This window comes from Stenotrophomonas sp. FBCC-B152 (assembly GCF_059134105.1).
In genome coordinates, this window is record NZ_CP101442.1 from 890,058 (window position 1) to 903,183 (window position 13,126).

Here is a 13,126-nt window from a genome sequence, read left to right on the forward strand (position 1 = left end):
GCGCTGAGTGATACGAAAGGGCTGGCCGTGCGCCGGCCCTTTTTCTTTAACGCGTCGGCGGATATCCGGCAATCGTGCGGGCCCCGGTGATGATCATCCGCAGCATCTGCGCGGTCTGTTCGATCATCTCCGGGTCGCGCTCGGGCGGCTGGTCCAGCGCGGTACCGCCCATGGCGAACACCAGCCGGGTGATCGCCTTGGCCACCAGGTGCGGCTCATGCAGCAGCGCGCCGTTGTCGGCGTGCGCCAGCCGGATCAGGTCGACGCAGAGCTCTTCTTCGAAGTAGTTCAGTTCGCGCTCGACGGCTTGCTTGAACGCATCCGAGCCGGCGCTGCCTTCGCGAAGCAGCACGTGCAGCAGGCGGTCGTCCGCGCGCAACTGTTCGAAAAACGTTTCCACGGACAGGCGGATGACACTGCGGTCCGACGATGCCGCGCGCTGCCGCGACTCACCGATGATGGTGCGCAGCGAGCGGCCGGCCAGGTCGATCAGGGCCACGGTCAGTTCGTCCATGTCGCGGAACTGGCGGTAGAACGAGTTCGGGGCGATGCCGGCTTCGCGGGCGACCTCGCGCAGACTCAGGGTCGACACGCTGCGGTGCGGGCCGATCAGGGTCAGGGCGGCAGCCAGCAGGTCCTCGCGTGAAATCGAGGCTTTGCGGGCCGGCAGGGCGTCATCGTGGACGGTCAGGTGCGAATCGGGCGGGGTCATCCAGAGGCCAGACGGTCAAGTCCCTGAATCATAGCCGGTCTGGGCAATATACAAGTGTATACACACCTGTATGCTCGGTCGTATAGTGGCGTCATGAGCGCACTCCCTCGTCCCGCCGCCCGCCGTTCGTCCCTCTCGCCCCGCCAATGGGTGTCCGAGGAGCTTTTCGACTTCTGGGCCGGCCGGGTGCATCCGCTGTGGACCCTGCGCCGCGCGCGGGCACGGCTGGTGTCGCGCACCGCGGCCAGCGCCGACGCGGTCACCCTGGTCCTGCGCCCGAACCGGCATTTCCGTGGCGTGGCCCCGGGCCAGCATGTGAACCTGGGCGTGGAAGTGGACGGCCGCCGCCTGTCGCGCAGCTACAGCCCGACCCTGCTGGATGACGGCTGCCTGGCGATCACCGTCAAGGCGATCGCCGGCGGCAAGGTCAGCCAGCACCTGGCGCAGCACGCGCAGGTGGGCGAGGTGTTCGAGCTGGGCCAGGCGTTCGGAGAGATGACCCTGGCGGCAACGCCTGCGGCGCGGGTGCTGCTGCTGGCCGCTGGCAGCGGCATCACCCCGATGCGCGCGCTGGTGCGCCAGATGGAGACCGCCGGCATGCCGGTACAGGTGGACCTGGTGTACTGGGCGCAGCAGCGCGAAGCGGTGTGCTTTGCCGACGAGCTGGCCGATATCGCCGCCCGCCATCCCGGTTTCCGCGTGCACCTGGCGCTGACCCGCGATCCGGCCGCGCCGGCCGCGCGCGTGGGCGACTACGATTTCAGCGCGCTGGGCGAGCTGTCCGGCGCACAGGTGATGGCCTGCGGCCCGGGCGGTTTCGTCGAGGCCGCAAACGCGCGCCTGCAGGGACGCGTGGCCACGCTGCAGTCCGAAGCCTTCACCCCGCCGCTGCTGCCCGATGCGGAGACCGGCACGGTCCGCGTCGAGCTGCGCCGCAGCGGCCGCACCCTGGAACTGCCGCGCGGTACTTCGCTGCTGCAGGCGCTGGAAGCCGAAGGGCTGCGCCCGGCCAGCGGCTGCCGCATGGGCATCTGCAATACCTGTGTGTGCGGCAAGGCGAGTGGCGTGACCCGCCACACCCTGACCGGCGAATACGCGGCCGAACCGGCCACGCAAGTGAAGCTGTGCGTGAACAGCGCCAGCACCGACCTGATCCTGGAGCTCTGAGCATGCCTGCCGTGCAGAACCGCGTGTTGTCCGCCGCCGAACTGGAAGCGTTCGGCAATGAACTCGATGCCGTGCGTGCGCGCCACCTAGAAACGCTGGGCACGGCCGATGCGCGCTATATCCGCCGCGTGGTTGCCGGCGTGCGCTGGACCGGCGTGGCCGGCCGCGCGTTGCTGTTCCTGGGCGCATTCGTGCACAGCGTGCTGATTCCGGCCTGGATTGCCGGCGTGGTGCTGCTGGCGCTGTCCAAGATCCTGGAGAACATGGAGCTGGCGCACAACGTCATCCACGGCCAGTACGACTGGATGGGCGACCCGCAGCTGCAGGGCAGCACCTACGAATGGGACATCGTCGGCACCGCCGACAACTGGCGCAAGACCCACAACTTCCGCCACCACACGTACACCAACGTGCGCGGGCTGGACGACGACATCGGCTATGGCCTGCTGCGGATCTTCCCCGAACAGCGCTGGCGCCCGTTCTACCTGACCCAGCCGGTGGTGGCGGTGGTGTTCGCGCTGCTGTTCGAATGGGGCATCGCCATCCAGGACCTGCGCGTGGGCCGCTGGTTCGCCGGCAAGATCACCTTCCGCCAGCTGCTGTCGCAGGCGCGCCCGGTCGGGCGCAAGATGGGCAGGCAGATGTTCAAGGACTACCTGCTGTTCCCCGCGCTGGCCGGCCCGTTCTTCCTGCCGGTGCTGCTGGGCAACGTGGTGGCCAACCTGATCCGCAACGTGTGGACCTACGTGGTGATCTTCTGCGGCCACTTCACCGCCGATGCGGAAACCTTCCCGAAGGAATGCGTGCGCGATGAAACCCGTGGCCACTGGTACCTGCGCCAGCTGCGCGGCTCGTCCAACATCGCCGGCGGCAAGGTCATGAACCTGATGACCGGCAACCTCAGTCACCAGATCGAGCACCACTTCTTCCCCGATGTGCCGGCCAACCGCTACGCGGCGATTGCGGTGGACGTGAAGGACATCTGCGCACGCTACGGCCAGCACTACAACAACGGCTCGCTGCCGAAGCAGTTCGGCCAGGTGATGTGGCGCATCGTGCGCCATGCCTTCCCCAGCCGCCCGGCGCGGGTGAAGCCGCTGGTCACCGCCGAACAGGGCGCATGACCGCACACCGCCTGGATTGACCCGGATCAACCGCCTTCACGGGTGGGGTGGGTACCATCGCTGCAGCAGCGAAGGTCCCATCCCCACGAAGGAGTGTTGATATGGAAAAAGAACCTGATGCCACGGCCGGTTACTGGTCCAACCAGCCGCTGAATACGCTGCCCCCGCCCGATACCATGGGCGCCTATATGCGCAACCGCCCCGTGGCCCCGGAAGGCATCGCCACGCGCAAGGCGTGGATCATCGGCACCGGCATCGCCGGGCTGGCCGCTGCCTTCTACCTGATCCGCGATGGCGGCATGCCCGCGGCCAACATCACCCTGATCGACAGCCTGGATATCGAAGGCGGCTCGCTGGATGGTGCCGGCAACCCGGAACAGGGCTACCTGATCCGCGGCGGCCGCGAGATGAACTGGAATTACGACAACTTCTGGGACATGTTCCAGGACGTGCCGGCGCTGGAACTGCCCGAGGGCTACAGCGTGCTGGACGAATACCGGTTGGTGAACGATGCCGACCCGAACTATTCCAAGGCCCGGCTGATGCACCAGCAGGGGAAGATCAAGGACTTCTCCAGCTTTGGATTGAGCAAGCCGCAGCAGTGGGAGCTGGTCAAGCTGCTGCTCAAGCGCAAGGAAGACCTGGATGATGTGACCATCGAGGACTACTTCAGCGAGGGCTTCCTGCAGAGCAACTTCTGGTTCTTCTGGCGCTCGATGTTCGCGTTCGAGAACTGGCAGAGCCTGCTGGAAATGAAACTGTACATGCATCGCTTCCTGGATGCGCTGGACGGCTTCAACGACATGTCCGCGCTGGTGTTCCCCAAGTACAACCAGTACGAAAGCTTCGTGAAGCCGCTGGTGAACATGCTGCGCGGGCAGGGCGTGCAGGTCACCTTCGGCACGCGCGTGGTGGACATGGAGATGCGCGTCGATGGCGGATCACGCACCGTCACCGGGCTGCGCTGCCGCGTGGGTGGCAAGGACACGCTGCTGCCGGTGGCCGAGGGCGACCTGGTGTTCGCGTTGACCGGCTCGATCACCGAAGGCACCGCCTACGGCGACCTGGATACGGCGCCGGTACTGAAGCGCGGGCCCAGCACCCCGGGCGAAGACAGCGACTGGACGCTGTGGCGCAACCTGGCCGCGCAGTCCCCGATCTTCGGCAAGCCGGAGAAGTTCTACAGCGACGTGGATGGCTCGATGTGGGAGTCGGCCACGCTGACCTGCCGCCCGTCACCGCTGACCGACAAGATCCGCGAACTGTCGGTCAATGATCCCTATTCGGGGAAGACCGCTACCGGCGGGGTGATCACCTTCACCGACTCCAACTGGGTGCTGAGCTTCACCGTGAACCGCCAGCCGCACTTCATCGGCCAGCCCGGCGACGTGCTGGTGGTGTGGGTGTACGCGCTGCTGATGGACCAGGACGGCAACCACGTGGCCAAGCCGATGCCGGCGTGTACCGGGCGCGAGATCCTGGCCGAGCTGTGCTACCACCTGGGCATCGTCGACCAGATCGACGCGATTGCGGCCAACACCAAGGTGCGCACCGCGCTGATGCCGTACATCACCGCGCAGTTCATGCCGCGCGCGGCCGGCGATCGTCCGCACGTGGTGCCCACGGGCTGCACCAACCTGGGCCTGCTCGGCCAGTTCGTGGAAACCCGCAACGATGTGGTGTTCACCATGGAAAGCTCGGTGCGTACCGCGCGGGTGGCGGTGTACACGCTGCTGGGCCTGGCCAAGCAGGTGCCCGACCTGAGCCCGGTGCAGTACGACGTGCGCAACCTGATCCGGGCCGCACGTGCGCTCAACAACAACGAGCCGTTCCCCGGCGAGCGGCTGCTGCACCGGGTGCTGGACAAGACCTACTTCGCGCACATCCTGCCGCCGTTGCCGGACAACCAGCGCAACCTCGGCACCGTGCTGGAAGACGAAGCGTCCTGGCTGGTGGGCAAGGGCAGCAGTGCCCTGAAGGACCTGCACGGCCGGCTGGAAACGCTGCGCGAGAACCTGGCCAAGCGCGGCAAGTAAGCGCCCCGGCTGACCGGCCTGCGAAGGCCGGTCAGTCTTCCAGGCCCATCTTTCCTTCGGCCAGCGGCACCCGTGAGCCATCCAGCAGGCCGCGGCTGACCGCGCCGTCTTCGATGAACAGCAGTTCGCCGTTCTCGCCGTTCTTGATGCTGCTGTCGATGGCGATGATGCGCCCGCCGTGGAAGCTGCTCACGTGCGGCATCGAGGTGTGCCCGACCACGATGCGCTTGAGATCGAGGTCCTTGAGCAGGGTGTCCACCTGGTCGGTGTCCATCTGCCCGTCGAAATAGCCACGGAACCAGATCGGGCTGGTCTTGCCGTCGAACAGGCGCGCGGTGTCCGGTGCGGCCTTGACCTGGTCTTTGGGCAGGCCGACCGAGGCCTGGTACAGGGTGTTGGTGGCGTCCAGCCCGCGCACCAGGTCCAGGTTCTGCGGCGCGATGCCGCCGTGCAGGAACAGCGTATCGCCGATCTGCAGCATCACCGGACGGGTGCGCAGCCACTGGCCGATCACCGAGTCGGCGCCGTACAGCGCCGGGTAGCTGCGGCCCAGCAGCTGGGCGCTCTTGAGGTACTTCGGGTTCACGTAGCGCAGGTCGTCGTACAGCACCATGGTTTCATGGTTGCCCAGCACGAAGTGCACCGCGCCACCGGCCGCGGCGGCCTGCTGCTGCAGGCTGTAGAGCAGCCAGAACGCTTCGGTCACCTGCGGGCCACGGTCGAACACATCGCCGGCCACCACCAGCGTGGCGGTGCCCAGCGACCAGTGGTCGTCGTTGTCGATGACATGATGAGCGCGCAGCAGCTTCACCAGCAGGCCGTACTGGCCGTGGATGTCCGACACCGCCACGATGCGCGGCGTGGCCGCGTACTGCGCGGTAGTGGCCTGCTGTGGCGCAGCCACCGTCAACGGATGCGGGTAGCCGCATTCGGGCAGCACCACGGTGCCGCCGCCGCGCGCCGGCAGGTCGCGCTCGACCACGTGGTCATTGCAGACCCACTGCGCCTGGTGGCCCTTGGGGGTCATGAACACGTAGGGGCCATCGGCATCCACATGTTCGGCCGGCGCGGGAACCTCGCGGGCGGCGGCAAGCAGGGGCGCCAGGACAAGCCCGGCCAGGATCAGGCGGGCGGCAGCGGAACGGACACAAAGCGGCATCGGAGACTTCCAGCGGAACGGGGCGGGCGGCAAGATGCCGCCCACCCGATCCTACCCGGCGTCAGTTCCACGGGGCATGCCCCATTGGTCAGCCCAATGTGCGCAATGTGGCCGCGACGACCAACGGTCGTCGCCTACCACGCCGCGTAGAGCCACGCCCTGCGTGGCTGCCCCTCAGAAATTGGCCCGCAGATTGAACAACACCCGCCGCGGCTCGCCCCAATACCCCGAATTGAAGAACCCGACATTGCGGTAGTACACCTTGTCGAACAGGTTGGTCACGGTCACCCCCACGCTCACGTTGTCGGTGATCCGGTACCGCCCCATCAGGTCGAACAGCACATACCCGCCCTGGCGCATCTTGCCGGTGGCCGTGATCGGGGCCCCGGCAGCGGTGTAGCGCCCGGTGGGGATCGGCTGCATCTGGTAGATCTCGCTCTGCACGCTGAACCCACCGCCGACCATCCACCGGCCGTGGCGCCAGGTGGTGTTGAAGCGCGCCAGCTGCATGGGGCTGGTACTGGCGAAGCGGCTGCCGTCCGGGTTGGTGCTGTAGGCGTAGGTGTAGCCGCCGGTCATGCTCCAGGTGTCGGTGATCGACCCGGACAGTTCGAATTCGGCGCCGTTGGTTTCAATGCCCTTGCTGGCGATGTAGGGCACGCTGCCGTCGGGCAGCACGATGTCGGCGCCGGCCGGGTCGCGCGTGGCCACGTTGTCCTGCTTCATGTAGAAGCCGTTGAGCGAGCCGTACAGGCGACCGCCGAAGAACTCGCCCTTGAAGCCATATTCGTAGTTGCTGCCGGTCACCGGATCCAGCAGCTGGTTGTTGATGTCGCGCAGCGCGGTGGCCTGGAACACATCGGAATAGCTGGCGAACGCGGAGATGTTCGCGCTGAGGTCGTAGATGGCACCCAGGTACGGGGTCGGCTCATGCGCGGTGGTGCGCGCGCTGCGCCCGGTGAACACACCGTTGACGTCGAAGTTGTCGGTGGTGCTCTTGTAATCCGAATAGCGCACGCCGGCGATGACCTTGAGCGGATCGATCGGATTCAGGCGCACCGCCGCGTAGTAGCCGGTTTCGGTGGTGGTGGTGGTGCTGGAGGGAATGCCGTAATTGAACGTGGTCGGCTTGCCGATGTTGCCGTCCCAGCTATAGATGCTGGGGAAGGCGGCGACGTTGTACGGGCGCGAGCTGATGCCGGCGCGGATCGTGTCCAGGTCGCGGTCGTAGTGGTTCACGCCCACCACCAGTTCGTGCTGGCGCCCGAACAGCTGGAACGGACCCGATGCATACAGGTCGAAGGCATCTTCGCGGGTTTCGGACACCGAATAGGTGTCGGCGATGCGCAGGCCCAGGCCGGTGACCGGGTCGGCCCAGTTGCCGGTGTTGGAGCCGGCCAGCAGCAGGCTGTCGGTGTCGGTGTTGCGGCGGTTGTAGGCCAGCCGACCGCTCCAGCCGGCCCCGAACTGCTGTTCCAGGGTCAGGAAATAGTTGGTGCTCTCGCGGTTCCATTCGTTCCAGCGCGCTGCGGCGCTGTAGGAGCGCGGCATCTTCGCGGTGCTGCCATCGCGGAAGAACAGCGGCGAGGCGCTCCAGGCGCCGCCATCGGATTCGGTCTTCAGGTAATCGATGCCGGCGCGCAGGCGGGTGTTGTCGGTGAGGTCGGCTTCGATCACGCCGTACAGGCTGGGCGATTTGTCATGCTGGAAACGCACCCAGCTTTCCTTGTCGGTGTAGGCGCCGACGAAGCGGCCGCGCACACGGCCGCTGTCGGTCAGCGGGCCGGACACGTCCACTTCGCCGCGCTTGTAGTCCCACGAGCCGGCGCTGAGGCTGGTGCTGGCCTGGAAGCTGTCGGTCGGGCGCTTGCGCACCATGTTGACCGTGGCCGAGGGATTGCCCGAGCCGGTCACCAGGCCGCTGGCACCGCGCACGATTTCGATGCGTTCGTAGATCGAGGTGTCGCTGAGGATCGAGTTGCCGCCGGCACCGGTGGTGTAGTTGGTCGGCACGCCATCGAACATGAAGTTGTTGATCGCAAAGCCACGCGCGGTGAACAGGGTGCGGTTGCTGTCGTACGACTGCACGGTCACGCCAGGCGTCTGCTGCAGCACTTCGGCGATGGTGATGAGGTTGAAATCCTCGATGCGCTGGCGCGTGAACACCGTGAGCGACTGCGGGGTTTCCCGCAGGGTCAGCGGCAGCTTGGTGGCGGTGTTGGTGCCGTACACCTGGTAGCCCTCGGTGCGCTGGGTGACCAGCACCTTGTCCAGCTCGGTGGTCTTCGGGGTATCGCCATCCGGCGCGGCCACCGATTGGGCCAGCGCCAGCGTGGGTGTCGTGGCGGCCAGCGCCAGGCACAGGGCAAGGGTGTTCCGGCGCGGGGCGCCAGCGGTGCGGAAACGGGACATGGGAAAACCTCGGTGGCAGCGAAGATCAGGAATCGGGCGCGCGCGATGCGGCGGGGCGTGGCGAGGGTCGCGCCGTGGGCGCGGTCCGGTAGCTGAGCCAGAGCAGGGGCAGCGCGGCACCAGCGGCGAGGATCCCGCAGCCGGCGATGACGCCGTAGGCGATGCCCCAGGCGCCGATGCTGCAGGCCACGGCGGCGGTCAGTGCGACCCAGCCGAGCAGCCGCAGCCGGCGGCGGGCCAGCGCAGGGGCGGCACCGAATACATCACGGTGGTGGCGTTCCATGGCCAGCGACAGGCACAGGAAGCCGAGCAGCGACAGCAGCAGCGCAAGTACTGTCATGCGCCGGGCCCGGTCGCGGTGGCCGCGCTGGCGCGTGGCGCACGCACGCGGCGCGCCACCGGCACATGGCGATTCACCTTGCGCGCGGCCCACAGCAGGCCCGCACCGATCAGCAGCAGGCCGACATCCATGCCGCCCTTGGCCAGGTCGCCTGCGGCAAACGCCGCGAACATGCCGCCGTGCCAGGCCGCCACGTTGAACATCGGCAGCAGCACGGCGAGCACGCCGGCACAGGCGAGCTGTTCCACCCACGCGCGGCGCGGCAGGCGCAGCGCTGCATGCAGCAGGCACAGCGCCCACGCGGCGAAGAACACGCTGATTTCAGCCTTGGAGCGCTGCTCCAGTGCGCTTGGCAGCAGCCGGTTGCCCCACAGGAACGCGAGCATCGCCACCGGCAGGCCGGCCACGAAGCCGATGTTGAGGCGTTCCACGATGCGGAAGCCCAGGTGCGGGCGGTCGGGATCGGGCAGCTGTTCGCGCCGTTTCACCGTCCACAGCACCAGCCCGGTGGCGACCATCAGCGTGCCCGCCACGCCGGACAGGAAGAACAGCCAGCGCATGGCGGTGGGGGCGAAACGCGCGGCGTGCATGCCGATCATGCCGTCGCGGGTGTAGACCGTGGCCGAGCGTGCCGAGGGGCCACCCAGCAGCGCGCCATGCGCGTCGAAGCGCAGCGGTTCGCCGTTGTCGGCGATGCGGTCGCCACTGTCGCGGCGCAGGGTGATGCGCATCGCCGCATCGCCGGGCTGGTCGACCACCACGGATGCGGCATGGCCTTCGCCCCACTGGCGTGCGGCCACCGGCAGCAGCGCCGCCAGCGCCGGTGGCGTGGCGGCCTGGCCCAGCGGTTCAACCTTGGCCTCGCGCGGGAACAGCTCGGCGAAGAACGCATCGCGCCCACCGAAGTTGGCATCCACCGCCCACGGCATGTACACGGTCATCAGCGTGATCAAGCCGGTGTAGGTGATCATCAGGTGGAACGGCAGCGACAGCACCGCCAGTGCGTTGTGCCCATCCAGCCAGCTGCGCTGGCCCTTGCCGCGGCGCAGGGTGAAGAAGTCGGCGAAGATCTTCTTGTGGGTGATCACGCCGCTGACGATGGCCACCAGCATGAACATCGTGCAGAAGCAGACGAACCAGCGCGCCCAGATCACCGGCACGTAGTGCAGGTCGAAGTGCAGGCGGTAGAAGAAATCACCACCGCGCGTTTCGCGCGCCTGCACCGGGGTGCCGTTGGCATCCAGCGTGGCCTGCCACGGGTTGGGTTGGCCGCGCTTGGGTTCCGGCGCATCCTTGGGCTGCCAGCGTACCGCGGTGGCGTTGCTGCGGCTGCCGGGCAGTTCAATGGACCAGCGCGTGGCATCCGGTGCGGTGCGTGCCAGGAAGGCCTGCGCCTGTTCCAGCGCGGTTCCGGTACTGGCCGGCAGGGTCAGTTCCGGCTGCATCCAGCGGGTCAGTTCCACCCGCCAGTAGCTGGCGGTGCCGGCGATGAAGATCAGGTACAGCACCCAGCCGACCACCAAGCCGGACCAGGTGTGCAGCACCGCCTGCGACTGGCGAAAGCCCTGGCTCATGCCACGCTCCCGGCCAGCAGGGTGGACAGTGCCATGCCGACGCAGGCAACCAGCGCCAGTCCAACCGCCGCCCGCGCGATGCTGCGTGCGGCATAGGCCCAGATCGCGGCCAGGGTGTAGATCACGAACGAGGCCATGGTCGCGACCAGTGCGGCGTCGGCGAGGCTGCCGGGCAGCAGGCGCGCCAGCGCGGCGGCCCACGTGGCCGCGACCGTGTAGCCGCCGAGCAGGGCCAGCCCACCCCGCGCCCAGAGCACGCCGTTGCCGGCCTTGCGCTTCGGTGCGCGGCGTGGGGTGGCACCGGCCGGTACGGTCGGGGACGGGGAGGGCGGTTGCGGAAGGGGCACGGGGGCGGCGGACTGCAAAGCAATTGAGAATCAATATTATTTGACCTCGGCGACCCTGTCGAATCCCTCGATCGAGGGATGCGCCGTGCCAGCCCTTGTGCTGCAGCGGTTTCCGGGCGCAACCATGCCCAGGCGGCGCGAGCTGCAATGTTATAAACGTCGTAATAGTCTCCCCGGCGCCTGCCGCAGTAGGCTTTGCCCATTGCACAGGAGCTGTTGCCATGGGTCACGACCACGATCACCTGCCGAGCGAGATCCGCCACGAGAAGCCGTTGTGGTGGGCGCTGGGGCTGACCACCACCTTCCTTATCGTGGAGGTGGTGGGCGCGTTCTGGACCAACAGCCTGGCGCTGTTGTCCGATGCGGCGCACATGGCCACCGACACGCTGGCGCTGATGATCGCGCTGGTGGCGGTGCGGCTGAGCCGGCGTCCGCCGGATGCGCGGCGCACCTACGGGTATGCGCGGCTGGAAGCGCTGGGCGCGATGATCAACGGCGGCATGCTGTTCGTGGTGGCCGGCTACATCCTGTGGGAGGCGGTGGCCCGGTTCCGCCAGCCGCAGGAGATCGCGTCGACCGGGATGCTGGTGATTGCGGCGTTCGGGCTGGTGATCAATCTGATTTCGATGCGTCTGCTGCGCGCGGGCAGCGGCGAGAGCCTCAACGTGAAGGGCGCGTACCTGGAAGTATGGGCAGACATGCTGGGGTCGGTGGCGGTGATCATCGGTGCGCTGCTGATCCGCTGGACCGGCTGGAAGCCGATCGATCCGATCCTGGCGGTGCTGATCGGGCTGTGGGTGCTGCCGCGCACGTGGGTGCTGATGCGCGAGGCGATCAACGTACTGCTGGAAGGCGTGCCGAAGGGCATCCAGGTGGAGGCGGTGCGCGCCCGGTTGTGTGCGCACGACGGCGTGCAGGATGTGCACGATCTGCATGTATGGGCGCTGGCGTCGAGCACGCCGGCACTGACCGCGCACGTGGTGATTGCCGAAGGGGTGGATGCGGATGGGCTGCGCCGCCGGCTGGGCACGGCGCTGCACGAGGATTTCGGCATCGATCATGTGACGCTGCAGATCGAGGCGGACCATTGCGGCGACGATTGCGGCGATGGAGCGCCTGCGGGGAAGGCGGGCCACGGCGACCATGACCATGACCACGCGGGGCACGCGGGGCATGCACACGGGCGGACGCATGAGCCGCGCCGCAGCAGTCCGGACGCGCAGGGGCATCACGGGCATCCACATCCCTGAACCGGCGGGTGCCGCTACAATGGCGGCCTGCCTTGCCATCCCCTCGGAGAAACCGCAGTGACCCGGAAACTCGTACTGTTGCGCCACGGCCAGAGCCAGTGGAACCTGGACAACCGCTTCACCGGTTGGGTGGACGTGGAACTGACCGAGCAGGGCCGCAGCGAAGCTGCCGCCGCCGGCCGCCTGATGCGCGAAGAGGGGCTGCAGTTCGATGTGGCGCACACGTCGGTGCTGAAGCGGGCGATCCACACGCTGCAGGGGGCACTGGCGGAACTGGACCAGGACTGGCTGCCGGTGAGCAAGAGCTGGCGCCTGAATGAGCGTCATTACGGTGGTCTGCAGGGCCTGGACAAGGCTGAGACGGCGGCCAAGCACGGCGAGGACCAGGTCAAGATCTGGCGCCGTTCGTACGACATTCCGCCGCCGGCGATGGACCGCGAAGACCCGGGCCACCCGATCCATGACCGCCGCTATTCGACGCTGGACCGCAATGCGCTGCCGGGCACGGAGTCGCTGGCGACCACGCTGGAACGCGTGCTGCCGTACTGGTTCGATGCGATCGCGCCGCAGCTGAAGGACGGCAAGACGGTGCTGGTCACCGCGCACGGCAATTCGCTGCGCGCGCTGTACAAGTACCTCAACAACGTCTCGCAGGAAGCGATCCTGGAGCTCAACATTCCGACCGGCATTCCGTTGCTGTTCGAGCTCAACGAAGACCTGACCGTGAAGTCGTTCCGCTACCTGGGCGACCCGGAAGCAGCGCGCAAGGCCGCTGAGGCCGTAGCGAACCAAGGCAAAGCGAAGTAACTGCCTGATTGCCTGATTGCAGGATGCCGTAGAGCCGGGCCCTGCCCGGCTGCTGTTGGATTCCGCGAACAGCCCTGGCCTGAGGATGACCCATGCAGGGCCGGCGGGTGCGGGGGTACGGGGGGCGCCGTGAACCCATCCTTGGGGGCTCTTGCGAAACATCCATGTTTCGCAAAGCCCCCGTACCCCCGCCCCCGC

11 protein-coding genes are annotated in these 13,126 nt (G+C 67.4%); 5 read left to right on the forward strand and 6 right to left on the reverse strand.

Annotated elements, in window-relative coordinates; translation table 11 throughout:
- Positions 1-46: 46 nt before the first annotated feature.
- On the reverse strand, positions 47-712 hold the full coding sequence (gene fabR, locus NMB40_RS04400; protein ID WP_068850302.1) for an HTH-type transcriptional repressor FabR: 666 nt from the start codon (positions 710-712) through the stop codon (positions 47-49).
- Between the two features lie 93 nt (positions 713-805).
- Between fabR and NMB40_RS04405 the strand changes: the two genes are divergently transcribed.
- The 3 genes from NMB40_RS04405 to NMB40_RS04415 all read left to right on the forward strand — a co-directional run bounded on the left by NMB40_RS04405 (position 806) and on the right by NMB40_RS04415 (position 5,039).
- Positions 806-1,879, forward strand: coding sequence for a ferredoxin reductase (locus NMB40_RS04405; protein ID WP_494360266.1), 1,074 nt, complete (start codon positions 806-808; stop codon positions 1,877-1,879).
- 2 nt (positions 1,880-1,881) lie between these two features.
- Positions 1,882-3,003: a fatty acid desaturase family protein gene (locus tag NMB40_RS04410; protein ID WP_494360267.1), complete on the forward strand. Its 1,122-nt coding sequence runs from the start codon at positions 1,882-1,884 to the stop codon at positions 3,001-3,003.
- A 101-nt stretch (positions 3,004-3,104) separates the two neighbouring features.
- Entirely contained in the window at positions 3,105-5,039 is a 1,935-nt protein-coding gene (locus NMB40_RS04415; RefSeq protein ID WP_494360268.1) for an oleate hydratase, read from the forward strand.
- Between the two features lie 31 nt (positions 5,040-5,070).
- Here NMB40_RS04415 and NMB40_RS04420 read toward each other — a convergent pair whose 3' ends face one another.
- The 5 genes from NMB40_RS04420 to NMB40_RS04440 form a co-directional block, all read right to left on the reverse strand.
- Complete coding sequence (locus tag NMB40_RS04420) at positions 5,071-6,198, reverse strand: metallophosphoesterase (RefSeq protein ID WP_494360269.1); 1,128 nt, start codon at positions 6,196-6,198, stop codon at positions 5,071-5,073.
- 174 nt (positions 6,199-6,372) lie between these two features.
- Positions 6,373-8,610, reverse strand: a complete 2,238-nt coding sequence (locus NMB40_RS04425) for a TonB-dependent siderophore receptor (protein ID WP_494360270.1) — start codon at positions 8,608-8,610, stop codon at positions 6,373-6,375.
- Between the two features lie 25 nt (positions 8,611-8,635).
- The gene (locus NMB40_RS04430) at positions 8,636-8,950 is read right to left on the reverse strand and encodes a DUF3325 family protein (protein ID WP_494360271.1); all 315 of its coding nucleotides are present in this window, start codon (positions 8,948-8,950) and stop codon (positions 8,636-8,638) included.
- The gene (locus NMB40_RS04435; protein ID WP_494360272.1) at positions 8,947-10,524 is read right to left on the reverse strand and encodes a PepSY-associated TM helix domain-containing protein; all 1,578 of its coding nucleotides are present in this window, start codon (positions 10,522-10,524) and stop codon (positions 8,947-8,949) included. Before NMB40_RS04435 ends, NMB40_RS04430 begins: the two co-directional genes overlap by 4 nt.
- A complete protein-coding gene (locus tag NMB40_RS04440; protein ID WP_494360273.1) occupies positions 10,521-10,871 on the reverse strand; it encodes a hypothetical protein in 351 nt (116 codons plus the stop codon). The genes NMB40_RS04435 and NMB40_RS04440 overlap by 4 nt, the downstream gene beginning before the upstream one ends.
- Before the next feature lie 221 nt (positions 10,872-11,092).
- Here NMB40_RS04440 and NMB40_RS04445 point away from each other — a divergent pair, with 221 nt between their 5' ends.
- Both NMB40_RS04445 and gpmA read left to right on the forward strand, forming a co-directional pair.
- Positions 11,093-12,121, forward strand: a complete 1,029-nt coding sequence (locus NMB40_RS04445; protein ID WP_494360274.1) for a cation diffusion facilitator family transporter — start codon at positions 11,093-11,095, stop codon at positions 12,119-12,121.
- A gap of 57 nt (positions 12,122-12,178) precedes the next feature.
- Positions 12,179-12,928, forward strand: a complete 750-nt coding sequence (gene gpmA, locus NMB40_RS04450; RefSeq protein ID WP_448142311.1) for a 2,3-diphosphoglycerate-dependent phosphoglycerate mutase — start codon at positions 12,179-12,181, stop codon at positions 12,926-12,928.
- Positions 12,929-13,126: the final 198 nt, after the last annotated feature.

Bases quoted from the DNA above. Each gene is read 5' to 3' on its own strand.
- fabR (WP_068850302.1), bottom strand. From the start codon at position 712: ATGACCCCGCCCGATTCGCACCTGACCGTCCACGATGACGCCCTGCCG.
- NMB40_RS04405 (WP_494360266.1), top strand. From the start codon at position 806: ATGAGCGCACTCCCTCGTCCCGCCGCCCGCCGTTCGTCCCTCTCGCCC.
- NMB40_RS04410 (WP_494360267.1), top strand. From the start codon at position 1,882: ATGCCTGCCGTGCAGAACCGCGTGTTGTCCGCCGCCGAACTGGAAGCG.
- NMB40_RS04415 (WP_494360268.1), top strand. From the start codon at position 3,105: ATGGAAAAAGAACCTGATGCCACGGCCGGTTACTGGTCCAACCAGCCG.
- NMB40_RS04420 (WP_494360269.1), bottom strand. From the start codon at position 6,198: ATGCCGCTTTGTGTCCGTTCCGCTGCCGCCCGCCTGATCCTGGCCGGG.
- NMB40_RS04425 (WP_494360270.1), bottom strand. From the start codon at position 8,610: ATGTCCCGTTTCCGCACCGCTGGCGCCCCGCGCCGGAACACCCTTGCC.
- NMB40_RS04430 (WP_494360271.1), bottom strand. From the start codon at position 8,950: ATGACAGTACTTGCGCTGCTGCTGTCGCTGCTCGGCTTCCTGTGCCTG.
- NMB40_RS04435 (WP_494360272.1), bottom strand. From the start codon at position 10,524: ATGAGCCAGGGCTTTCGCCAGTCGCAGGCGGTGCTGCACACCTGGTCC.
- NMB40_RS04445 (WP_494360274.1), top strand. From the start codon at position 11,093: ATGGGTCACGACCACGATCACCTGCCGAGCGAGATCCGCCACGAGAAG.